Source organism: Paenibacillus praedii (assembly GCF_049725345.1).
Classification (GTDB): Bacteria; Bacillota; Bacilli; order Paenibacillales; family Paenibacillaceae; genus Pristimantibacillus.
The window spans coordinates 1-23,972 of the sequence record NZ_JBMWAM010000024.1; the positions used below are offsets into that span (position 1 = coordinate 1).

The window sequence follows — 23,972 nt, forward strand, 5'->3', positions numbered from 1 at the left end:
GTTGTAGCTCAACTGGTAGAGCAACTGACTTGTAATCAGTAGGTTGGGGGTTCAAGTCCTCTCGACGGCACCACTTTCTTTCACGGGACGTAGCTCAGCTTGGTAGAGCACCTGGTTTGGGACCAGGGGGTCGCATGTTCAAATCGTGTCGTCCCGACCATCGTGAAATGCAATGCAGTACTCATACATACGAGAAAGAAGCTTGAGCAATCAAGCTTCTTTTTGTTTATATTTGCTGTGCGCTTACGATGCCGCTGACATTAATGGCATCCAGCCTTATCGAAAGAATATAAAACGCCTCTCAGCAGTAAGCCAAGAAGCGTGTTTTGTTTTCTATTCTCATGAATCTATAACGGAAAACAAAGAATGCTACTGATCCGGTTCATCCCATTTTTTTGAATAAGCCTTCTTTGTCACCCACAAGGTCATCCACGTGAGGAGAACGACAATAATTGCAGAAAATATCCATACACTTGCTGGAACGTCCATTGCTATCTGCCTCCCTTCATTATCTTTTTTTATTTTACAACATAATTTTCGCTTATTTTCATCAAAACGGTTAACAAATTCGTAACATTTTTAGTTGTCAATGAAAATATCAAGTAGACTGGCCGGCAATCGGCATATCATGAGCGATGGCGTTATGTACTATTATGTGCAGATCGCTATCGTATTACAAAGCATCAATAAGCAGAAAACAGGTCTCAAATGATGGATAATCAGCCAATCTAAATAACAGATAAATGCTGTTCAAAAGGGCTTCAACTCAGAATCAGCTAATGCGCCGTGCATGAAAGAAATGTCTTGCTCCCCTCTTCCCCATACTAATGTGGCAACCGCTTTTGATTCCTTATCGCTTCTTGTATAATTAGCATTTATACAGTAAATCCAAGGAGCACACACATGTCCTATCGCAAATGGAATATAGCCATTATCATCCTTTTTATCATATTTGCATACTTGCTGCTAAGCTTCATCATCTCAACGCTGCGCGTTCAAGGTCTGCTGCAGCCTGATCTTGCAGAGTACATTAAGCAGGCTCCCATCCGTCATGTCGTGCTGATCTCCCAAGAGCTTGATAATCCTTATTGGCGGGCAATCGAGCTCGGAGCAAGGGAGGCCGCAGACAGCTATGAAATTCAGCTTGAATATGACGGACCCTTTCGAATTAATCCCGATGAGCAAATCAGGCTGCTGGAAAAAGCAATTGCCGCTAAAGCTGATGCCATCATTCTGCAGGGCATTAATGACCCTCGCTATCGGGTGCTAATCCATGAAGCGGTCAGCCAAGGAATACCGGTCGTCACAGTGGATACGGATGAGCCCGACAGCGATCGCCTGACTTACGTAGGCACAAACAATTTAGAAGCCGGCAAGCAAATGGGCGAGCTTATAGCTGAAGCAGCGGACTATCAAGGCCAATTAGCCGTCCTAATCGGCAATGAGGACGCGCCGAATCAGCTGTTGCGGCTTAATGGCCTCCGATCTGTCATAGCGCGCTACCCGAACCTTACGATCGTTGATGTGCGTTCATCCAATATTTCACGTCTGCAGGCTGCCGGACAAGCAGAAGATATTCTCATTCACTTTCCTCAGGTGAAATACATGGCGGGGCTCAGCGCCTTGGATGGCGTCGGCATACTGGAGGCTGCGGAGAGATCCGGGGCGAATAAGCTTCGTATATTTGCATTTGACGATCTAGAGGATACACTGGAGGGCATTCGTGAAGGCAAGCTCGAAGCGACAATTATTCAGCAGCCGCATGAAATGGGCTATCAGGCAATGCTGCAGCTGCAGCATTATTTTCAAGGGAACGTACTCCCTGCGCAGCATTACACCGCTGCGACAATCATGAAACAAAGCACGATTAGTATTGGGACTGGAGAAGATGCCCAATGACGATTCGAACGAAGCTGCTTATCTTTATCCCCCTTCTTGTCTTGCTCGTCAACTCGGTTACGTTCTTTCTTTTTCAGAGCGGCAAAACAGTACAGCAGAGCTATTACGGCATGTTTGACCGCATTATGACCTATGGCCAAGCCGCTCAAGCGGTTGATGATAATTTGCAAATGCTGTACATCTATTTAATTAATCCCGAAGAGAGCCAAAACATTGCTTTATTATCCGCACAAGAAGCTTTGCGAAAGCAGCAAGCAGAGCTTGCCAAGGATGACGACCCTTTCCTCCCGGCAGCGTCATTCATCAGCTATTCCAAAATGATCGATTCGTTTTTGGAGCAGGAACACGCAGCACACGAAGCAATGACTCAGGAGGACTATCGCGCTGCGAATCGTCATTATGCCGAGGCTGAGAAAACTGCCGCCTTCATTCAGGAGGAAGGACAGCAGATCGTTGACAGAGGCTTAAGCTACTACCAACCGATATATGCGCAAATGCAATCCGAAAATGAACGAATGAATTCACTCGCAATCGCTTTATTTATCGTAACAACCTTGCTTAGCGTATTAATCGCCGTGTGGATTTCGCGCAGCGTGACCGGTCCCGTGAGCCTGCTTGTCGCACGGGCCAAGCAAATTTCCAAGGGGAATTTGCGCCATGATCCACCCTCTTCACACTCAAGCGATGAGCTTGGCGTATTATCTGGCGCATTCGAGCAAATGTCGAGTGATTTAGCGCTGTTTATCGAGAAGGACAAGCAGAGCCTTGAGAAGGACCGGCTGGTTAAGGCATTGGAGCTGCAGGCGCTGCAAAGCCAGATTAATCCACATTTTCTGTTTAACACGTTAAACTCTCTCTCGAAGCTGGCGCTGCTGGAGGGTGCGGAGCAGACAAGCGATCTGATTGTATCCATGTCTAATCTATTGCGGTACAACCTGCGAAATCTGGATCAGCCTGTCACGCTCCGCGAGGAGATCCAGCACGTCAAAGAATATTTTATTATTCAGCAGGCTCGCTTCCGTGACCGAATCAAGCTTGAGCTTTTCATTGATCCTGCCGCACTTGTAAAGCCAATACCCGCTTTGACGCTGCAGCCGCTTGTAGAAAATGCCTTCATTCATGGGATTGAACAAATGGAGATCGGCGCCGTCATTAAGCTGACTATTGCGCAGGAGCAAGCAGGCATTCGGATCTCCGTCTCGGACAATGGGCGCGGGATGAGCGAAGCGACCCGACAGGCGCTGCTGCAGCTGCAGTCAGGTACTGACTATAAACAATCAACAGGACTAGGAACGAAAAATGTATTCAAGCGGCTTTATTTATTTTACGGAATGGATGATCTCATAAGCATTGAAAGTGAGCTAGGTAAAGGAACGACCGTCACGATCCTCATTCCAGACATAAAGGAAGGTGAATTCAACGATGTACCGACTGTTAATCGCGGATGACGAGCCGCTTGAGCGTGAAGGGCTGGAATGGATTATTCAGCGCATGCTGCCCGGTCAATTCCAAATCATACATGCCGAGAATGGACGAATGGCAATCGAGCGAGCTGAGGAGCATCGTCCGCATATTGTAATGATGGATGTGAATATGCCTGGAATACAAGGCTTGGAGGCCATTAAGGAATTAAGAGATAAACTCCCGGATACGAAATTCGTGCTCGTAACCGCTTATGATTATTTTGCATACGCCAAGGAAGCCCTCTCGCTCGGAGTAAAGGAATATCTCGTTAAGCCAGCTAAGCGCGAGCAGATCGTCCATACATTAGAGCAGCTTATTCAAGAGCTTAACGAGGAAAAAAGAAAACGCTCCGATGAGCTCGAGCTTAAACAAAAGGTTTCACAGCTGCTGCCGCTCGCGGAGAACGAGCTCGCCATGATGCTTATGGTCGATCCCATTACAAGCACTGATATTATACAGCTCTCTGACTGGCTCAGCTTCCCGCTTGATCACGGCTGCGCGATTGTGATCGCTTTTTCTGATACCGCCAAAAAACAAGATAAACATAAATTATATGACAGGATCCGCAGCCTGACCAAAGCTTATGAAGCAACGAGCATTACCAGCTCTTTAATAGACCGTCATGTCGCCGTATTCTGGAGAAGTGCGTCAAGGCTTACGGATCAGAAGTCGAAAGCAGAGATAGATGCATACGCTGAAGAGCTTCGTACTATAGCAAATCGGCAGCTTGAGGCAAGCATCTCAATCGGCATCGGAATGATTCACAGCGGTGTCGAGGGCCTGCGCCAATCCTACTTCGAGGCGGTTTTTGCGTCTACCTGCTACGAGCAGCCCGGTAACGTATGTCATTTCGAGGAGCTGAAGCAGAAGCATGCTGATTGCCCTGACGAAACAGGCAAACTGCCGTTAAATATAGAAAGTGTTGACCAAGCCTATGTCCTCTCCGCCATGCGTAGAATTCGCGAGCAGCGTGAGCAGCAAACCGAGAGCGTATTAGACAGGGCGAGAAGCTATATTAACAGCAGATTCACCGAAGACATCTCTCTTGAGGAGGTGGCCGACTCCATTCATCTCAATCCCCATTATTTCAGTAAAGTATTTAAACAGCAGTTAGGAACCACTTTTATAGATTACGTTACCGGCCTAAGAATTGATAAAGCAAAAACATTAATGGCGGTTGGCCATCTGAGCCTGAAGGAGGTATGCTTTGAGGTCGGGTATAATGACCCGAATTATTTTAGCAGGGTGTTCAAAAAGGTCACCGGTGTTACACCATCGGAGTATCGAGAGCAAACGAAATAAACAATTCATCTCCAGTCCATGTTCTGTAAACATGGACTTTTTTGCTGTTCAGAGAACAATATAATGCTAGTTTGTCTTGTTCACCTACCCGCTAAAGATAATTGCAAAATTAGTGCGGGAAGAACACGAATAAGTGAAGGTTATTGCCCTTAGACTAAGGAGCAGCACATGCTATAATGAAAATCGCTAAAAGCAGCATAGGTATTACAGAGAGGAGAAATTAAAATTGGAAGCGACTGCACGCAACAACATTGAACAAGTGAGTATCCGCTTTGTCACGCTTGTTTCTATCGTATCCGCCTTAGGCGGTTTATTATTTGGTTTTGATACGGCTGTCGTATCGGGTGCCATCGGCTTTATGGAGCTGCGATTCGATTTGACCAAATTAGAGGTTGGCTGGGCCGTCTCAAGCTTAATTATCGGCTGTATTGTCGGTGCAGGCTTAGCTGGCCTGATAAGCGATCGGTTCGGTCGCAAAAGAGTGCTAATTGCCGCTGCGATTTTATTTATTATCAGCTCAATCGGCACGGCCATTCCGGAAACCTTCTCCGGCTTCATTGTCGCCCGAATCATTGGAGGAATAGCGATTGGCATTACCTCCACGCTTTGTCCACTGTATAACGCTGAGATTGCGCCAGCGAAGTACCGTGGCAGACTGGTTGCTCTTAATCAGCTCGCTATCGTAACCGGTATATTCCTTACTTATTTCATTAATTTGTGGATCTCAAACTCCGGCAATGAATCGTGGGGTATTGAATCCGCTTGGCGCTGGATGTTTGGAGTCGGCGTTATACCAGGCTTCCTGTTTCTTGTCCTGCTGTTCTTCGTGCCTGAAAGCCCTAGATGGCTGATCAAGCAAGGTCATTCGGCCAAAGCGCTGCCGATCCTGCTCCGCATTCACGGCGAACAGCTCGCTAAGAAAGAAGTCATTGATATTAAGCATTCGTTCGAGCAGGAAACCGGATCGATCCGGCAGCTATTTGGTCCTGGTCTGCGGATCGCCCTGCTGGTCGGTGTCGGACTAGCAATCCTTCAACAGATTACAGGCATTAACGCCGTCATGTATTATGCGCCCGAAATATTTAAAGCAACGGGTGCCGGTACCAATGCGTCACTCGTCCAAACTATACTTGTCGGCTTCATCAATTTTGTGTTTACGATCGTAGCGCTATGGCTTATTGATAAAGTAGGACGAAAAGTGCTGCTGCTCGTCGGATCTGCATCTATGGCGGTCTGCTTGCTCGTCATTGGAATCGCTTTTCAAACCGGGCATGCCGCTGGACCGCTCGTATTAATTTTCATCTTGCTTTATGTCGCATCCTTCGCGATCTCGCTTGGACCGGTCGTATGGGTCATCATGTCTGAGATTTTCCCGAACCGGATTCGCGGCAAGGCAACAGCAATTGCAGCAATGGCGTTATGGGCTGCTGATTATGTTGTTTCACAATCGTTCCCGCCACTGCTTAGCTCTGCAGGTCCTGCAAATACCTTCTGGATTTATGGCAGCATGGCCATTCTAACCTTCTTCTTCACATGGCGGGTCGTGCCTGAAACGAAGGGTAAATCGCTCGAGGAAATCGAAGCGATGTGGCCGCCAGAAAAACAAGATATCGGCAACGTTTCCTCTGAGCCTAAGCCTTTGTAACGGAACGCCAAGCAGAGTATAATAGGGTTATCATACCTTTGCTTAGGAGATTATGAAATGGACTTCCGATTAGACCTAATTGAAACGAAGATTGAATTTTTTGAAGCGTATGACTTGAAGTCGTTGGAGCTCAAAGTCAATCAGCAAATCGAAATGAACAAAGCGCTTATGCTTGACGTATTCAGTGTCAGCCATCAGACAACCTTTAATCCGAAGATGGAAAAAATGCTGTACAGTGCAGTAGTTCATTTTAAAAAGAAATGATAATCTGCAAAAGATAGGGGCTGCGGCTCAAGTAGTTTAAGCTACTTGAACTGCAGCCCCCTTTTTTGTTTTTTTCGGTCCATTATTGTGTGTGCAGGACAGGCTTAGGTGGTATTTGATTTTGATATAGTATAATCAGTTGATTATATTAATATTGACTTATATAATCAACTGATTATACTATAATTCAGAAGGAGTGATGAAATGAGTAAACCCATAGAGGCTTTAGCTGAAACCTTCAAGCTGCTGTCAGACAAAACCCGTCTCACCATTCTGGCTATGCTCAGGGAACGCGAGCTTTGCGTATGCGATATTGTTGGGCTTCTGGAGACAACTCAGCCCAATGTTAGCCAGCATTTACGCAAGCTGAAAAATGGTGGGCTTATCAACGAAACGAAACGAAGACAATGGGTTTATTATTCTCTAAACCTGGAGGACAAACCTTATTTAAACGGCGTACTTGAACAGCTGCCTTCTATGAAGGAGCAGCTAAATCAATTAAAACCTGATTGTTGTAATTAGTAGGTTTGCTCACGCAAAATTTGAGGAGGAACCATGTTAGTCATCGCATCCCTTATTTTTTTGATTACATTAGTATTTGTCATTTGGCAGCCAAAAGGCTTAAATATCGGTTATTCTGCTGTCGGAGGCGCCATTCTAGCTCTTCTATTTGGCGTCGTTAATTTCAATGATGTGTGGGATGTAACCGGGATTGTCTGGAACGCTACCCTTGCTTTTGTCGCAGTTATACTTATTTCATTGATCCTCGATGAGATCGGCTTTTTCGAATGGTCTGCTCTTCATATGGCACGTCTTGCGGGTGGAAACGGCTATCTGTTGTTTATTTATGTCATTCTGCTTGGTGCGGCTGTTGCTGCTCTCTTTGCAAATGACGGTGCGGCGCTTATACTTACGCCGATTGTGCTCGCTATGGTCAGAGCTTTGAAATTCGATGATCGCATGATTCTGCCTTTCATTATGGCAAGCGGGTTTATTTCCGATACGGCTTCCCTGCCTCTTGTGGTCAGCAACCTGGTTAATATCGTTTCCTCCGATTTCTTCGGCATCGGCTTCGCCGAATACGCAAGCCGGATGATCGTTCCGAATTTTTTTGCGGTTGGAGCAAGCCTGCTCGTTTTATTTCTGTTCTTCAGAAGAGGCATAACGAAGCAATATGATCTTAGGCAATTGAAGCAGCCCCATGAAGCAATTAAAGATAAGCGTATGTTCAAGCTTTCCTGGGTTGTATTGGCAGTTCTACTGGTTGCTTATCTTCTGAGTGAGTTCGTAAATATTCCCGTATCAATCGTTGCGGGTGCGGCTGCTATCTCCTTTATCATTGCAGCCCGTAGAAGCTCAGCCATCCAGGCAGGCGCTGTTATCAAGGGCGCTCCTTGGTCCGTGGTCGTATTTTCTATCGGGATGTATGTCGTTGTTTACGGACTTCGCAACGTTGGTCTAACCGACCAGCTTGGCAAGGTGTTTCAATGGACTGCAGATCAAGGCTTATTCATCGCAACGATTGGTACCGGCTTTATCGCGGCGATTCTCTCTTCTATTATGAATAATATGCCAACTGTCATGATTGACGCTTTGGCCATTCAAGGCACAAATACAGAGGGTGTACTGCGAGAAGCGCTTATCTATGCTAACGTCATCGGTTCGGACTTAGGTCCGAAGATTACGCCTATCGGCTCGCTTGCCACCTTGCTCTGGCTTCATGTCTTGTCCAAAAAAGGCGTGAAAATCACTTGGGGCTATTACTTCAAAGTAGGGATCGTGCTAACGGTGCCCGTTCTGTTTATTACTTTAGTCGGCCTCTACTTATGGTTAAGTATTATCCATTAAACAACGATCAAAGGAGATAGGTAAAATGGAAAAGAAATTGGTGTATTTCTTGTGTACAGGTAATTCTTGCAGAAGTCAAATGGCGGATGGGTTTCTGAACGCTCTGGGCTGTGAGCAATATGAAGTAAGAAGCGCAGGCTTAGAAGCGCATGGCTTGAATCCAAGAGCCGTTCAAGTCATGAAAGAAGCTGGCGTGGACATAAGCAGTAACTCTTCGAATGTCATCGATCCTGAGATTTTGAATCGCGCGCATTATGTGATCACGCTTTGCGGTCATGCCGATGAACACTGCCCTGTCATCTCCAATCCGAATGTGGTGAAATGGCACTGGGGCTTTGAAGATCCCGCCAAAGCAATCGGCAGCGAAGAGGAAATTATGGACCAGTTCCGAAATGTTCGTGATGCGATCAAGGCTCGTATCGCGAAATTTGTTGAAGAAGGAAAATAATAGGTCTGATATTAACTTACTAAAATAAAAAACAAATATGCGAAATTCGAATGAGCTAGTTACTTCATTTCAACGATTTTTCGAACATTTCATAATTACTCTAACTCTGTTCAGTTAATATGTTATAGTAATCGCAACAAAAGCAACGAGGTGAATCCGTGAAAACTAAAATTTTAGCGCTATTCCTGGCTGCGGCACTGACACTTTCCGCTTGCGGCGCGAACAAGGAAGATTCTCATGAATCGCATTCCCATGGTGACCTGCAGGAGAAAACAGCATCAGTCGATGTGATGCCTGACTTCTTGGATAGTCAAAATGATAAAATCCGCTTAGTCTATCAAATCGCAGGACAAGCAGCAGACTTACTGCATTGGATGCCATGTTATTGCGGCTGCGGTGAAAGCGCGGGACATCAAAGCAATTTGAACTGCTTTATTAAGGAAATCAACGAGGATGGCTCCGTTGTATGGGACGATCACGGGACTAGGTGCGGTGTATGCCTGGATATTGCAGTTACTGCTGCCAAGCTGAAATCAGAAGGTAAATCGGACAAAGAAATTCGGAATTACATTGATGAGACATACAAAGAAGGCTATGCAGATTCCACGGATACACCAATGCCTGCATAACCCCAGAGCAAAGGGGCTTCCCTACGGTCATTTTGACCTTGGGATAGCCCCTTTTTTTAAGATGGTGTAACCTTTGTCTGTCTTTCAAGATTCAGCTTCAACTGGTTCCGGTATACAAAGTTCGATGAGGGCAATGATGAGGATTAATACTAATCCTCCGATTCCTATATTGCCAAATGGCATACTAACCGAACGTTTTACGGTCGATCGTTTTGCTCAACTTTATCCACTCCTCATTATCGTGATTCTCTTCAGATACAAGCATAATGAGGATTTGTTAAGCCACTGTCACCTTAATCTGGGTATTTTGTAAACAGAGAAATGTTATTCAACCTTTATGGGGAGCTGCAATGTTATACTTCAGCATAAAATTGCGACTTGCCGTTATTTTTCACAAAATACATGGCTTTGTCGGCACGGCTTAATAAACCATTCAAATCCATGCCCTGCGAATAATAAGCGATTCCAATGCTAAGGGATACTTCAATACATGTTTCCCGAACACGAATCGGCTCTTTCATGATGTATATTAATTCTTCGGCCAAGCGCTCAACTTCATTTGTATCCTTATAATCCGGTATTAGCAAAATAAACTCATCACCGCCAAGGCGAGTAACCGCTGCTTTTTGACACACCTGCTTCTTCAGTCTGTGAGCAACCTCTTTCAGGATCAGATCCCCTATTTCATGACCATGCCGATCATTGACACTCTTAAAATCATCAATATCAATGAACAGCAGACCTAAATGCTCCTTGTTTTCTTCCTCCCAGGACGAGAAAAGCTTTGTCAAATAGTTGCGATTATACGTATTTGTTAAATGATCCATAAGCACGGCATTTTCTAATTCGGCCACATAGGAGAGGAAAGTAGCCATTGCTTCTAAAAGTCCTAATTCCTTCTCGCTAAAGTTATAGGGCTTTGGATCCAAAGCGCATATCGTGCCATAGCTTTTGTTTTCCTTTGATGTAATCGGAATACCAATGAAGGAGCATGGACCTAGCTGTTGCGTAACCTTCAAATCGCTAGTCATTGTATTTGTAGCTGTATTATCGATGAATAATGGTGCGGGGACGTCCTTATTCAGGACGAGACTGCAGTACGTTTCGGCAAACGGAGCAGTCCCTTCCGTAAGTAATACCTCCGAGCGATTAAATACCTTTAAAATATGGTTATGAACGCCATCATTTTTAGCTATGAACAATGTATTTGTACCGATAAAATTACGCATGACGTTAAGAACATAATCAGATGCTTCAACTAACGTTTGTGTCTCTTTGTTCATACACGTACACAACCTTTCTATCGGATATGCAGGACTTGGAACCTATCTTGCGAAAAGTATGACTCTAACAAAAAAAAAAAGATCATACCTAACTACTATAATACCAAATCTATTTGTCGAAAGATAGAATTCGCCTTGGTTACCGGTATATTGATGACCGCGGAGCGCATATCCTGTATTGTCATATTCGCCCTCAGCATTTCTTTTTATATTTGTCCAAAGGAGACGGAGTGGATGGGACCTTTTGCCGATGATTTATTGAAGGATAAGGTTGTTCTGGTTACGGGAGGGGCAACTGGACTCGGACGCGCTATGGGAGAGAAATTTATGGAGTTAGGAGCTAGACTGGCTATTGCAGGCCGCCGGGAGGAGGTGTTGAAGGACGCAGCCGAACACTTGAGCCGAGATAGCCGCCAAGTGTTCTACAAAAGCTGCGACGTACGAGAGCCCGCACAGGTCCAAGCTCTTATGGAGGAGGTTGAAGCTCATTTTGGAAAAATAGATGTCCTTGTGAATAACGCTTCAGGAAATTTCATCAGCCCGACCGAACTCCTTTCACACAGAGCGGTTGATGCGGTCTTGAATATCGTTCTGCACGGCACCTTTTATACAACTTTGGAGCTAGGGAAGCGATGGATCGAGCAAGGCCGGCGCGGGACGATGCTTAACATCGTCACCACTTACGCCTCTACCGGCTCGGGCTATGTCGTACCTTCCGCGGCAGCCAAAGCAGGCGTGTTAGCCTTGACAAGGTCCCTCGCCGTAGAATGGGCCCGTTACGGCATCCGCCAGGTTGCCATTGCGCCAGGTCCATTTCCTACTGAAGGGGCATGGTCTCGCTTATCTCCCACACCTGAACTGGAAGAGCAAATGATAAACCGGGTTCCGGTCAAGAGGGTCGGCAATAAAGAAGAGCTTGCTAATCTGGCAGCCTATTTAATCTCTGATTATGCTGGCTATATTAACGGCGAGGTCGTCACCATCGACGGTGGAGAATGGCTGCAAGGCGCCGGCCAATTTAACAGTCTCACAGCTGTTGCTGAAGAACAATGGGAGCAGTTAGCTCAATTGACCCGCAAGGGCAAGGGATAGCAGCTCAAAAGAGCGCAGCCGTTTCTCGTAATCCGGAATCATGGTTACAAGCATCACTTCCTCCACATCATATTGAAGAGATAGCTTCTCCAGCCTGGATAAAATATCTTTCGGAGCTCCAATCAGCAGCTTTCGATCCATTGGAGCAGCCTTCTCGTTCGCACCACCCTCGCTTTGGAATAAAGCAGTGCCGGAGGCTGCAAGCTGCTCAGCCTCTTCAGCGGACTCGGCGCATATGACGCCAACCGTGACGATTACCTTTGGAACAGCGCAATGGCTTGAGGGCGTGAAGGCTTTCCGGTAGCTTTGTACGACCTCCACCCCATCCGTGTCACTCATAAACTGGCCGAATACGTAGCCCATGCCATATTCAGCCGCGTAAGCAGCGCTTCTGCTGTTTGTTCCTAGCAGCCACAGCTCAGGCGGCACCTTGGGCGAGGGGCGGGCGTTTATCGCTTGTCCTTCGAACTCATAAGTCCCCTCCATCAGCTCGGTCAAGCCTTTGAGTGATTCCGGCAGCCGCCTTACATTCTCAAGAAAATTACCGCTTAAAGCCATGCTCACTTGAGCCGAACCGCCTGGTGCCCGGCCCAAACCCAAGTCAATGCGACCCGGATATAAACTGGCCAGCAGGTTAAAGCTCTCCGCTACCTTTAGCGGTTTATAATGGGGAAGAAGCAGCGCGCCGGAGCCGATGCGAATATGTTTCGTTCTCGCTCCAATATGGGAAAGCAGCACCTCCGGCGAGGTGCAGGCAAGTCCCTGCATATCATGATGCTCGGCCACCCAATAACGGTTATACCCCAGCCTTTCGGCTGATTGGGCTAGCTTCACCGCTTGTTCCAAAGCATCGGCGGCATCTGCATTGCCGAATACCGGAACAAGATCCAATACGCTAAGCTTCAACGAATGAGCAGTCATGCTTCCACCTGCTTTCGGTCCTGCTTCACGACTGCGTCACTCTTCCCAAGCGCGGATTTCGATAAAACTCGATCATATCGATGAAGGTAACCTTGAAGTAACGCTCGACCTCCTGCAAATCATACATCCGGCCATGCCCATCGTCTTTAACTGCGAAAACAACATCATGACGAAGTACATCCGTAATCATTTTGCCGATAAACTGGTTCTCGAATTCGGCAAATTTCTTCTTGAACTCCTCGCTAAATTGTAAAACATCAACGTAAGATCGCTCAACCATGGCGTTTACCAGTGTCAATTCCTTCTCATCTTTGCGAACAGCAGTATAGTAATTGCCTCGATCGTCCTTAATGAGGTCCGTAATTAATTCAATATTCATGGGTCAATTTTCCTTTCTTCTTGTCATATGTAGTATCATCCCCAAAAAGAGAGCCCTCAAATCTGTATCGCTCGGTTTTTTGCTGCTCAATCATCATCACTAAATAATTTTGAACCTATTTAACAACCCGGGCATCCGAGGAAACAAATACCTCTTTATCCTCTTCCATTCTTAGATAAGTAATCCTGTCCACGTTGTATTTGCTCCATAATAATCATCCATTCGCTCGTTGTAGGCTGAGGTTCTAACTATTCTATCATACGAAAGATAGATTATCAGCTTCCTATTTCTCGAGCGCCCACGCCTTCTCCGCAGCGGACTCATACGCTAAGGATAGGTATTCAATGGGGAGGAGGACGCTGGTGAACGTTTTCCTGGATGACAAGAGGCGCTGCCCTTCCGTTTATATGCCGGCGAGAAGCGCCGACGAATGTATCCGGTTGATCAAATCCGGAAGCATCGATACACTTTCTCTCGACTATAATCTTGGCCGCGGGAATCCGACCGGATATACAGTAGTCGAATACATGACGGACCACCGAACATACCCCCGGCGGATTATTATTCACAGTGCAAGTCCGTCTGGCAGAGCGCGCATGTACCGGCATTTGAAGAAGCATAAACCCAGCGGCGTCCAGCTGCTGATCCGTCCGCGTCCGTCCGCGCGCGGTGCAGCAAAATAAAAAAACGGAGCCTGCACATGCGCGCGGCTCCGTTTTTCCGTTCATCCGCTAGTGAGGAATGAACATAACTTTTTTTTCAGATACATAAGCAATTACTAATTAGAGAGCGCTTCTCCTTGCTCTTGAATAACATAATGATGATCCGTTGAAGCCTCTTCAATGTGGCCGTATGCCCAATGTTTTGCACTGACGTCTGTCCACGATGGCGTTGTTACACCTGTTAATGGTCCCCGGTTCAACAGACGATTGAATAACGTTACCGTTTCAGCGCGGGTGGTATTCGCTTTTGGACGGAACGTTCCATCCGTATAGCCGGTAATCAGGCCTGCTTGATTCGCAGCATTGATAGCATCGCGCGCCCAGCTGGTCGAAATGTCCAAGAAGCGATCAGCTCCATTACCTTCAACCTGCTTAAGACGAGCTGCAAGACTTGCCATTTCTTCCCGAGTAATCGGTTGTTTCGGCCGGAACGTACCGTCTGGGTATCCGTTCATCATATCCGCTTTCGTCACGGCGGCGATTTCATCCGCGCTCCAATTGGTGCTGCTTACATCCGTATACGCGATTTCCGAACCGGTTAGATCCGCATCAGCAAGCTGATAGATCCGGAACAGGATAGCGGCTACTTCCTCACGGGTCACATTCCGTTCAGGCATAAACACGCCGCCCGGATAACCTTCAATATACTTCATATGTTGACCTGCCGCTGTAGTAACTGTAAACGACACGCTTTCCGACTGCTTGGATTCCACGCCGTTAACGACGGCCGTAACCGTCAAGATATAGGTTTTGCCTGCAGCAAGTCCCATTACATTATAACTGGAATCTTTTACATTGGAGGCATGAAGAACACCATCAACGTAAATATTATACGATGTCGCTCCCGGTACCGGATTCCATTTCAATGTGACACCGCTTTGATCTGCCTGTTCGGCAGTTACTCCAACGGGACTAGCCGGCTGCTGCGGAGTAACGACAGATGATCGGTTATTCTCTTTAAATTGGATAATCTGAAATCTACTGAACTTTTCGATCTCAATTTCAATGCCTGTCGGCTCACCGGCTTGGTTAAATACGATATCGCCTGCAAGCAGCGCTTTCGTACCGTCGCTATGCTCAATAAATACACGCAGGCTGTTTAAGAAATCGTCACGGCTTTGAGCCGTATCGGAAGGCACTTCAATATCCTTTAACGGGAATACTACCTTCGTCTTGAACCCTTTATAATTCGTTTCAATCTTCCTCGGGTGGCTTAAGACAACAATTTCCTTACCCGCTGCAGCTTGATGTACGAGCGGATTCACATGAACTTGGGTCAATGCTTGTCTCTGTTCCGTCTCTGTCATGACAGGTATGATCCGGAAGTAAAGATCGTACCCCTGCTCGCTCAGCTCGGCAAGTACACTGCTTTGTAAACGAATGGATGCCTCTTCGGTTGCAATTTCAAGGTTTGCATTCCGTCCTGCCATCGTCGATACCGATGAACCCGGAATTTCGAATGCCATTTCATCCGATTTATCGTTTACAGGCTGATCCATTAAAATGGTTACAATGCGGTTACGGTCATCAGGATCCGTTGGATTGATTCTCTCGGTTAAAGAATTGATTTGAGCGTCATCCATAATGATGGCATCCACTTTTCGGCCGTCATCCAGTGTCGTTCTTAAAACATTCACGAGCTCCTCTTTAAAGGAAGGAGATTCCGTATTACCTGTATTTACAGCAGATGTACGGTTGGTTTGTCTTGTACTCGATGCTGCTTTGTTCACGCTTTTGTTTTTAACAACAAGCAGGAAGCTTTTGGACACCGAAGCGTCTCCAACCGTAAGGGTTGCCGTTAAGATAACAGTAGCATCCTGTGTTTGCGGACGATTGACGTCGGCGTTTAATTTTCCGCTTACATCCAAGCCGCCAAAATCTACGACATTTTCATTATTGGAGGACCAGGCAATGGCTGCGCCGTAATCGCCAGTTTGCAGCAGAAGAAAGTTGGTCGTAATGCTTTCCCATGTATCGTCCGCCCCGAAACTAAATGCATTAGCGATCGTTAAATTTCTGGCCGCAGCCTTGACTGCTTCTGAATTCGACATCTCTTTCAAGTTTACGACGAACACCTTAGTAATTCTCTCCAACGGATTAGCAGGATTTTTTAATATTGCGGTAAGGGTAATCATCTGATCGCCTTGACCGGGACCCGGACGCATGACTTTTCCTGTTAACGGATCAATCATTCCTTCCGGTGTGGCGCTCCATTCAATATCAGAGCCGCTCTCGCCCTTTCTCGGCAAAAATACATTTTTCGTTACATGATTGGCGTCATCACCGGAGCCGAAAATAACTTCCAGCTGGTCGGCATCGTTTCTTAAATTAAAAGTGCTGGTACCTTTTACAAGCAGATAAAAATCTTTATCGCGGAAAAATCCGTCCATCGAAAGCCGTGCCGTCAGCCGTACTTTCGTATCGCCGGCTTTGCGGTTCACAACGCCGGCAGCGCTAACCACATCCGTATAATTGCTTGTCCATACAATATTCGTGCCGTTCGCGCCTGCTGCGGGCAGCGTTACATGCTGCGTAACGGAATCCGCATGATCGCCTTCCGCATACCCGATGGCGAGGAGATCCGCATCTTCCGCCAGCCATGTTTTTGCATCCGCCGGCAGAGCTTTGATTGTCAGTACATATAGTTTCGTTTGAACAACGTCGCCTCTTTTGATCGTTGCCGTTAAGTTAACCGTTTGATCTCTGTCTGCGTGCGTCGGCCTGTTTACCGTACCTGTTGCGCTAATGACATCTTCATTGCTGGATGTCCAGGTAATTTCGGTATCGTTCTCTCCTGCTTGAGGAAGGTTCAATGCTGTTCTTACGGCATTAGGACGTTCATTTAATTCTCTAATGACATCCCAGGTCAAAGACGACTTGTCTTCATTTACGGCTTGCTCATCCGTATCGATCATTTTCTTTACAGTGACTACAAACTCTTTTTCTACTGTAACGTCACCGCTTGCAATGGTCGCTTTCAAGGTGATCGTTTTGTCGCCTTCCTCGTATGCCGGTCTCGTTACGATTCCCGCTGTGCTGATCACAGCTTCGTTGCTGGAAGTCCAGACAATCGCACTGCCGTATCTGCCGGCCGTAATGAGGTCAAGCTCTGTTTTTACCTCATTTGGAATCAGATTGGCTTTTCTTATAAGCTCCCATGTCAGAAGGTCTTTATCCAGTGCAGCTAATGTTGAATCTTTTGGCGTGTCCAAATTAAAGTTATTTGACGTCATCGAAGCTTCCGCTCCGTCTACAATACTATGATCTGCAGTAATCGACGCAAACGCGGAAGACATATCTTTCTTTGTAGCTTTGCCCACAAAGGATACCTTCAGCTCGGTCGCACTTATTCGTACAACCGAAATCTCCAATCCCTCCGGCAAGTTGTTTACAACGATTCCGCCGGCTACATCTTCTTTAAATGTACCGTTCTTTAAAGAAACGGTTAAGGTCTCAGAAATGCTGCCATCTTCGTTATCGCCAATCACATCCGGAGATACCTCGATAATCGGCAGCGGCTCCTGGAAAAGAATCGCAAACGTATTGGATTCGATTCCTTCCGTCAACCCTTCCGTGAGAGGAGAAATAATTTGATTACCCGCGACACTTACTTGTGCGTCATATACACTCTCCGTCACACTATGGCCCGGTACATTTCCGGCGATGGAGATAGTGATTTGCGTACTGCTGGTCCGTTCCACACTTCCAACGCTTAATCCTGAAGGGAAACCGATCAGATTCACATCGCTTGCGCTAATGCTTTCTCCGAAGATGCCATTTACCAGATTCATGATCAGCTTGTCCGACACACTTCCATCATTCAGGTCAGATTCGAACAAAACAGGCGTCTGTACCGTTAGAAGCGGCTCCGCTTCCTCAAAATTGATTTTGAACGTATTGGTCGTTAACGGTGCATGGCTGCCTGCAATTTTTTTGGAATTGATGGTAACAGTTGTATTAAAAACATCATTCAAACTGTTTGCAGTTCCCGTAAAATCAATTTTGATTTGGGAGTCCGACACTCTAGTAACCGTTGTGTCCAAGCCTTCAGGCAAATGGTTGACAAACACATCGGCAGCGGCAATGTCAGCGGCAAACTTGCCGTTGGTTAACGTAATATTCAAGGAATCCGTAATAACCCCGGAGCCGTATACGCTTTCGGACACAACACCGTTGTCAGCAACTATGCGGGCCGGATCGATAAACGTGATATTAAACGTTTCGCTGGTGAGTCCTTTCGCCGCATCCACCAGATTTTCCTTCCCAATCGAAACGGAAGCATTTTTCACCGAAAATTCACGGTTATGCCTGACGGCGTTGCCTGTGAAACTAATTTCAATTTCCGTACTGCTTTTTCTAACAAAATCAAAATCCAATCCTGGAGGAAGATTGTTGATTCGAATACCTGTTTTATCAAGCTCTTCTTTAAACTCGGCACCGCTGATTACAACCTTCTGTTTTCCGGTTAACGATCCGTCATTGTTAGACGATTCTACGATTTCTGTAGCGCTTCCGCCTTCGCCGATGATAATCTCGGCTTCTACCTCGGAAAAATCACGCTCATCCAAGCTGGTAAAGTAGACAAAGCTTTTACTTTGAGAGGGAGCCAATTTTGCGGAATCCCATGTCAATGTAATGCCAATATCATCTTGTATTGTATTTCCTTTTGCGCTTGGTGTGTCGTAAGCTGCCGCTTCATACGGATCTGTATTGATAAAGCCAAATACCGATGCGACAGCCCGCGGATCGCTGGAATAAAAGAAAAAAGGAATTCTTGAATTGAACGCTTTATACATCGGATCATTGTTATCGAAGGTTTCTGCCTTCACTACCGCTCTGCCGTCTTCGGCTACCGTGTGAGTAACGGTGTTCGCAGTACTGTAGGAGCCTCCCTGAAAGACCGAATTATCCGGATCAAGGCTTCGCATAAAACGGGCGCTTTCATAGGTTTGATCAGACAAGTTTTTGATCGTAACTTCATTCCGGTAATACTTGTCATTGACCTTAAAGCTGATGACCTGAGTGATCTCCATCTTACCCGCCCACGTCGAGACGACTGTTGCCTTCAGGAGGCCATTCTCCAGGTCAGAGTTATTCGTAAGCGTAGTAGGCATTTGCTTTGTGTTCATGAGGGATGAATTGGATTGGGCAAAGGTGCTGCCTCCAACCTTGTAGCCAACAGCAAAACGCTCTTCCGGCGTTCCGGGCAAATAATAATCGACAGGCTTATCAAGACCTTGCCCATAGCCATCGTGGTCGGCACTCATGCCTACACCCGGATTTTTATCCGTCCCCCGGAAATTGGCCGGTTTTGCGCCTTTAGTGCCGAAATCACCCCAGTTGCTGATTCCTAGCTCGATATAATTGCCGCCCAGGAACAGTTCCGTTCCTCCCTCGCCGCCAAATACAGCCCGGGCACCGCCTATAGCCGATGCCTGCGTAGTTGCCGGAAGGACTGGAAAAAGAGAAACAATCATGGCCACAATAACTAACAACGATAAGCTTCTTTTCATTTTTCTCATGTCTCCGCTTCTAAACATAGTAGTTAACATTTACGTTCTACCATTCTAGTGCAGGACGCTGAACAAATTCTGAACATTTTCAACAAATTTCGACATAAACATAAAAACTACCCTTATAATAACAGGTAGTTTTGTTCAATCTGAACTATACAACATAGCTGTGAATGAGTTCCTCTGTTTCTTTTTCAGGCGTTTCACCCATCTCTGACCAAAGCTGCTCTTTCAGTCTAAGGTAAACCTCGACCGCTTGTCTTTCTGCACCCAATTGAAGGTAAAAGCTTATCAATTCCCTGGAATATCGCTCCTCGAACGGATCCATTTCAATCAATTTATCCATCATGTCTTTAAAATAATCCGGCCTGGCCAACCTATTGTCATGCCGGAACGCTGCCCCTTCCAGTAATCGTTTAAACTTTTCCTTTATTTTTTCCTTATGCGGAATCGACCAATGATAATCCTCTCCGTCAAGGTAGTCGTTCCGATATAAATCAAGCAGCTTAACGAAGCTTTCTCTGTTTGGTTTAAAGAAATTTATTGCCTCTAGCAGTGATTCCACATCGCTTGTCTGATCGATACGAATGCAATAGCGCTCATCCTGATAGACAATCGGATTATCATTCCCTTGTATTTTCAATTCTTTCCGCAGTTTATAAATGCTCGTGTGCAGCAGAATCGATGCCTTCTGCAACGATTCCTGCGGCCATAAATCTTCAATGATTTGGCTTCTGTGCATCGGGGCTGCATGGTGCAGCAAATATGCGCACAGCTCCTTCACCTTTCTTGTCCGCCACTTCAATGGCTGACCCTGAGCGTCATACAGATCAAAATGGCCCATAAAACGCGCTCTAAACCCGCCGTTATAAGGAACAGAAGAAGTGTATGTCCTCCTTCTTTTCAATATCATCTCGATCGTCCTTCTTAATCTGTCTTGTTCAACAGGCTTTAAAATATAATCAAGAGCGTGGACATTAAAAGCATCCAGCGCATACTGGTTATACGCGGTGACAAAAACGATATCCGCATTCATGTCGTACTGGGTTAAGCGTTCGGCAATCTCAATGCCGTTTGCATTCGGCATTTCGATGTCCAGAAAAATAATGTCCGGATTCAAGTCTTTAATCTGTTCCATACTGGCATTGGGATTCGTAAATTTTCCCGCAATCTGAACCCCGCCGATATCCAGCAATAGTTTTTCCAGCAGGCTGATCGCCAGCACCTCATCATCTATTAAGACAGCTCTCAGAATAATCACTCACTCTTCAATTTGGATTATAGTATGGCATTGTAATCGTAATCGTTGTGCCCTTATCCGGTGCACTCTTCACCAGGAAGGATGCTTCCGGGTGCTGATGAATCCGCTTGGAGATGTTTAACAGCCCAACGCTTCCAAGATCGTGACTGGAAAATATTTGATGCACTTGCTCCTTGGACATACCCGCCCCGTTATCTTCAATTTCAAATACGGCCATTTTTCCAGCTCGTTGAATAGTCAGCTTCACCTTGCCGTTATTGCCTTTCTTAATCACGCCATGCCGTATCGCGTTCTCCACAATCGGCTGCAATAGCAGCGTAGGGATCAGGCAGTTGATGCCGGTCTCCTTCTCCAGCTCAAAGGTGAATTGCTCCGGATAACGCGCTTTTTCAATTTCAACGTACGTATGAACCAGGAAGAGCTCCTTCTCCAGCGTCACGAGCCGATTCGTATTGCTGAAATCGAAGTTTCCTCTTAAAAAGGCTGCGAAACTCGTAATCATGCTTCTTGTTTTATCAATATCCATATAGCTTAATGATAGAATGGAATTTAACACATTATATAGAAAGTGAGGCTTAATCTGCGCTTGTAAAAACGCCACCTCCATCGATACCGCTCTTCGCGCCGATTGTTTCAGCATAATCAAATTGCTGATTCTAGCTTTCAATTCAAGCGAATCGAACGGTTTATGCAAAAAATCGTTGGCGCCGGATTGGAAGGCTGCTACCATGTCCGCCGGCAATATAGCCGCTGTCAGCATGAGAACAGGCAGCTCCGGCAAAGTATAGGTTTCTCTTATTTTTTGGCAGGTCTCATAGCCTGACATTCCCGGCATCATAATATCAAGAAGAATTAAGTCCACATCGGCATGTTCGGTCAGCTGCTTCAGCACATCCACCCCATTGTTCACTCCGATGATATAATAACCCTCCGGTTCCAGCGTTTCGATCAGAACTTTAAGATTCGTATCGTCATCGTCCGCTATAATCACTTTTTTTCCTTCCGGATCTCCCGCTATAACAGGAAAGTCAGAATAGCCTGTCTGTTCATGGGCAGCTCCATAATGGATGTTTTCGCCCATATGCTCCACTTTTTCTCCCGCTGGCACAGAAGGAATCCGGAAGATAAAGGCAGATCCCTTGTCCGGCTCGGATTCGGCCCAAATTTCTCCGCCCTGCAGCTCGACCAGATGCTTGGAAATACTTAGTCCCAGACCAATGCCTTGCTTATTTTGCTCCAAGGTGCCTGACTGCCGGTAAGGATCAAAAATAGATTCAAGCTTATCTCTCTCAATCCCATAGCCCGAATCTTTTACGGAAACCGTGATGAAGCCGTTTTTCTCATAAGCTGTAATTTCAATAATACCCTGTTCCGTATGCTTAATCGCGTTATCGATCAAGTTATATAATATTTGCCGCAGCCGGTTTTCATCCGCTCTCACATAAGGCAGATCGCGCGAAACCCCATTTTTGATCTCAATCTTTTTTTGCAGCATGTACGAAAATACTTCTGTGACCATATATGTATTGGTAAAAAGATCGACATTTTTGATTTCGATACTCAACTCACCGTATTTCAGCTTTGAGAGGTCCAAGATATCATTGACCAGTGCGGATAACCGCTTGGCGATGTCGACAACCCAATTTACTTTCTCGATCTGCTTTTTTGTGAGAGAGCCGCTGTCCGAACGGCTAAGCATGGATTGTAAAATCGCAATCATCCCGTGGAGCGGCGTACGAAATTCATGCGACGTTTTGGCCAGAAATTCATCCTTGAACTGGTCCGCCCGAATCAGGAGTTCGGAAAGCTCCTTATTTTTATTGAATGTATCTGCAAACCGATGTGCCATAAATAAAGAAAGCATAAGCAGATAAATATACGGCACAAATGGAGGAAGCGCATTAATGTTGAGATTGGCGATCAGATTTAAAGTTCCCGTTAGAAAATACAAGATCATAGTAAAGGTGCCTAGCATTAGGTACACGCTGCCGGTCGTGCGGTTCAGGATTGCCCTGACTTGAATAAATAGAATTGTCAGGATGATCATTATCAAGTAGATAAAGCAAACGACTTCCAACATGGAGTTTATACGTATAGGCAGGAACATCGAACACACGAGCAGGATGCCGGCTATCGTTAAGCCTTTCACTGCCTTTTGGGCGGAAACCGGCTTTAAGGAAAAGTGAAAATATAACAGCAAAAAAAGCCCGATCAGCAGAGTTGATATGCCTTGAAGCCTTAAGAACAAACCATACGGCATAGCCTGAAGCATCAGGTGCAATATTTTTTCACCGTGAGTCGCGGAATAGCAGACCATTGCAAAGCAAAAAAGCGAAAAAAACAATAAATGGATATCCCTGCGAAGATGCGCGTAAAATCCGAGAAAGTATAGTCCCATGATCATGAGGGAAGCGATCATAATAAAATCATAGGCCATCGCTTTCTCTCGAAACCGGTTGATGCTGTCCGCATCCCCCAAATAGATAGACGCAACGATGCCTCCGCCGGAAGCATAATCGAAATTGGCTGCATGCACAACCAATTCCAGCTGATCATCTCCGTTATGAAAATAGGCAACATAGGGCGTATTGTGCGGTATATAAGAAGAACGGTCGCGCTTTGGCATCCCGCTATGTCCAATCAGCTCTCCGTTCGCATAGATTGCGTTGGACATGCGGATATTTGTCGTTTTAATGCCCCAAACTTGATTATTGTCCGGCAGCTTTATGCGCAATCGATAGCTGGCACTCGTGTAAAGAGGGACCTTTTGTCCTTCAAGCTTGTACTTTGACCACAGCGAAGGAACAGGCACATAGATCTTCCCCTCCCCTTCCCTATTGAAATATGCTGTATCCACCAAAAAGCCGGGCACAAACTCCCACTCGCCGTCTAATGCGATCGGGTCTTTCCCCGCAAAATGATAACCGCTTAAGTCAAGTAATCCTTGATTGGCCTTGGGAGTCTTTTCTTTTTTCTCGGTTAGTACGGATACCCCTCCCCACAGCAGAACGGGAATCAGCAGAATGCTAAATATAAATTCCAGTTTAATTTTCATAGCATTACCCCGTTGTTCGACAAACTTCTACTTTTTTATACAAGATTACCACAAAAAATTAGAAAGAAGCACCATTATTCGTAAAAAGCGAACAAGGTAGCATTCATTAGAGGCAGAACGGCGACAACTCGCATGCGGCAGAAACGTTTTCTAATCAGTTTGGGACGTGACACCCGATTCATTCTAATTAATCCTGCCAATCAGGTGAAAAAAAAGGCCGCCGGTTATGCCGGCAGCCTCGTCCTGA

Annotated in this window: 17 protein-coding genes and 1 tRNA gene; 12 read left to right on the forward strand and 6 right to left on the reverse strand. The window is 46.0% G+C overall.

Annotated features, from left to right (window positions below; genetic code table 11):
- The first annotated feature begins 83 nt into the window (after positions 1 to 83).
- The 10 genes from ACO9K6_RS18000 (at position 84) to ACO9K6_RS18045 (ending at position 9,499) form a co-directional block, all read left to right on the forward strand.
- Positions 84 to 160, forward strand: a tRNA-Pro gene (locus ACO9K6_RS18000).
- A 743-nt stretch (positions 161 to 903) separates the two neighbouring features.
- Positions 904 to 1,899, forward strand: a complete 996-nt coding sequence (locus ACO9K6_RS18005; protein WP_424768937.1) for a substrate-binding domain-containing protein — start codon at positions 904 to 906, stop codon at positions 1,897 to 1,899.
- The gene (locus tag ACO9K6_RS18010; RefSeq protein ID WP_424768938.1) at positions 1,896 to 3,347 is read left to right on the forward strand and encodes a sensor histidine kinase; all 1,452 of its coding nucleotides are present in this window, start codon (positions 1,896 to 1,898) and stop codon (positions 3,345 to 3,347) included. The genes ACO9K6_RS18005 and ACO9K6_RS18010 overlap by 4 nt, the downstream gene beginning before the upstream one ends.
- Positions 3,322 to 4,665, forward strand: coding sequence for a response regulator (locus ACO9K6_RS18015; protein WP_424768939.1), 1,344 nt, complete (start codon positions 3,322 to 3,324; stop codon positions 4,663 to 4,665). Before ACO9K6_RS18010 ends, ACO9K6_RS18015 begins: the two co-directional genes overlap by 26 nt.
- A 226-nt stretch (positions 4,666 to 4,891) precedes the next feature.
- Entirely contained in the window at positions 4,892 to 6,310 is a 1,419-nt protein-coding gene (locus ACO9K6_RS18020; protein WP_424768940.1) for a sugar porter family MFS transporter, read from the forward strand.
- Between the two features lie 57 nt (positions 6,311 to 6,367).
- Positions 6,368 to 6,574, forward strand: coding sequence for a YrzA family protein (locus ACO9K6_RS18025; protein WP_424768941.1), 207 nt, complete (start codon positions 6,368 to 6,370; stop codon positions 6,572 to 6,574).
- A 204-nt stretch (positions 6,575 to 6,778) separates the two neighbouring features.
- Complete coding sequence (locus ACO9K6_RS18030) at positions 6,779 to 7,096, forward strand: ArsR/SmtB family transcription factor (RefSeq protein WP_424768942.1); 318 nt, start codon at positions 6,779 to 6,781, stop codon at positions 7,094 to 7,096.
- A gap of 33 nt (positions 7,097 to 7,129) precedes the next feature.
- Positions 7,130 to 8,422 (forward strand): arsenic transporter, encoded by a 1,293-nt coding sequence (locus tag ACO9K6_RS18035; protein WP_424768943.1) that lies wholly within the window; start codon positions 7,130 to 7,132, stop codon positions 8,420 to 8,422.
- 25 nt (positions 8,423 to 8,447) lie between these two features.
- The gene (gene arsC / locus ACO9K6_RS18040) at positions 8,448 to 8,870 is read left to right on the forward strand and encodes an arsenate reductase (thioredoxin) (protein ID WP_424768944.1); all 423 of its coding nucleotides are present in this window, start codon (positions 8,448 to 8,450) and stop codon (positions 8,868 to 8,870) included.
- 158 nt (positions 8,871 to 9,028) lie between these two features.
- Positions 9,029 to 9,499 carry a PCYCGC motif-containing (lipo)protein gene (locus ACO9K6_RS18045; protein ID WP_424768945.1) on the forward strand — a complete coding sequence of 157 codons (471 nt, stop codon included), beginning with the start codon at positions 9,029 to 9,031 and terminating at the stop codon, positions 9,497 to 9,499.
- 353 nt (positions 9,500 to 9,852) lie between these two features.
- Here the strand turns inward: ACO9K6_RS18045 and ACO9K6_RS18050 are convergent, their stop codons facing one another.
- Positions 9,853 to 10,782 (reverse strand): sensor domain-containing diguanylate cyclase, encoded by a 930-nt coding sequence (locus tag ACO9K6_RS18050; protein ID WP_424768946.1) that lies wholly within the window; start codon positions 10,780 to 10,782, stop codon positions 9,853 to 9,855.
- 234 nt (positions 10,783 to 11,016) lie between these two features.
- On the opposite strand from ACO9K6_RS18050, the gene ACO9K6_RS18055 reads away from it, so the two are divergent.
- Positions 11,017 to 11,874 carry an SDR family oxidoreductase gene (locus ACO9K6_RS18055; protein WP_424768947.1) on the forward strand — a complete coding sequence of 286 codons (858 nt, stop codon included), beginning with the start codon at positions 11,017 to 11,019 and terminating at the stop codon, positions 11,872 to 11,874.
- Here ACO9K6_RS18055 and ACO9K6_RS18060 read toward each other — a convergent pair.
- Both ACO9K6_RS18060 and ACO9K6_RS18065 read right to left on the reverse strand, forming a co-directional pair.
- Positions 11,842 to 12,795 (reverse strand): LLM class flavin-dependent oxidoreductase, encoded by a 954-nt coding sequence (locus ACO9K6_RS18060; RefSeq protein ID WP_424768948.1) that lies wholly within the window; start codon positions 12,793 to 12,795, stop codon positions 11,842 to 11,844. The genes ACO9K6_RS18055 and ACO9K6_RS18060 overlap by 33 nt on opposite strands.
- Before the next feature lie 25 nt (positions 12,796 to 12,820).
- Positions 12,821 to 13,174 carry a hypothetical protein gene (locus ACO9K6_RS18065; protein WP_424768949.1) on the reverse strand — a complete coding sequence of 118 codons (354 nt, stop codon included), beginning with the start codon at positions 13,172 to 13,174 and terminating at the stop codon, positions 12,821 to 12,823.
- A 362-nt stretch (positions 13,175 to 13,536) separates the two neighbouring features.
- Here ACO9K6_RS18065 and ACO9K6_RS18070 point away from each other — a divergent pair, with 362 nt between their 5' ends.
- Entirely contained in the window at positions 13,537 to 13,857 is a 321-nt protein-coding gene (locus ACO9K6_RS18070; protein ID WP_424768950.1) for a cyclic-phosphate processing receiver domain-containing protein, read from the forward strand.
- 95 nt (positions 13,858 to 13,952) lie between these two features.
- Here the strand turns inward: ACO9K6_RS18070 and ACO9K6_RS18075 are convergent, their stop codons facing one another.
- The 3 genes from ACO9K6_RS18075 to ACO9K6_RS18085 all read right to left on the reverse strand — a co-directional run bounded on the left by ACO9K6_RS18075 (position 13,953) and on the right by ACO9K6_RS18085 (position 23,725).
- The gene (locus ACO9K6_RS18075; protein WP_424768951.1) at positions 13,953 to 19,409 is read right to left on the reverse strand and encodes an immunoglobulin-like domain-containing protein; all 5,457 of its coding nucleotides are present in this window, start codon (positions 19,407 to 19,409) and stop codon (positions 13,953 to 13,955) included.
- Between the two features lie 154 nt (positions 19,410 to 19,563).
- Positions 19,564 to 20,670: a response regulator gene (locus ACO9K6_RS18080; RefSeq protein ID WP_424768952.1), complete on the reverse strand. Its 1,107-nt coding sequence runs from the start codon at positions 20,668 to 20,670 to the stop codon at positions 19,564 to 19,566.
- Between the two features lie 7 nt (positions 20,671 to 20,677).
- Positions 20,678 to 23,725, reverse strand: a complete 3,048-nt coding sequence (locus ACO9K6_RS18085; protein WP_424768953.1) for an ATP-binding response regulator — start codon at positions 23,723 to 23,725, stop codon at positions 20,678 to 20,680.
- Between the last annotated feature and the right edge of the window lie 247 nt (positions 23,726 to 23,972).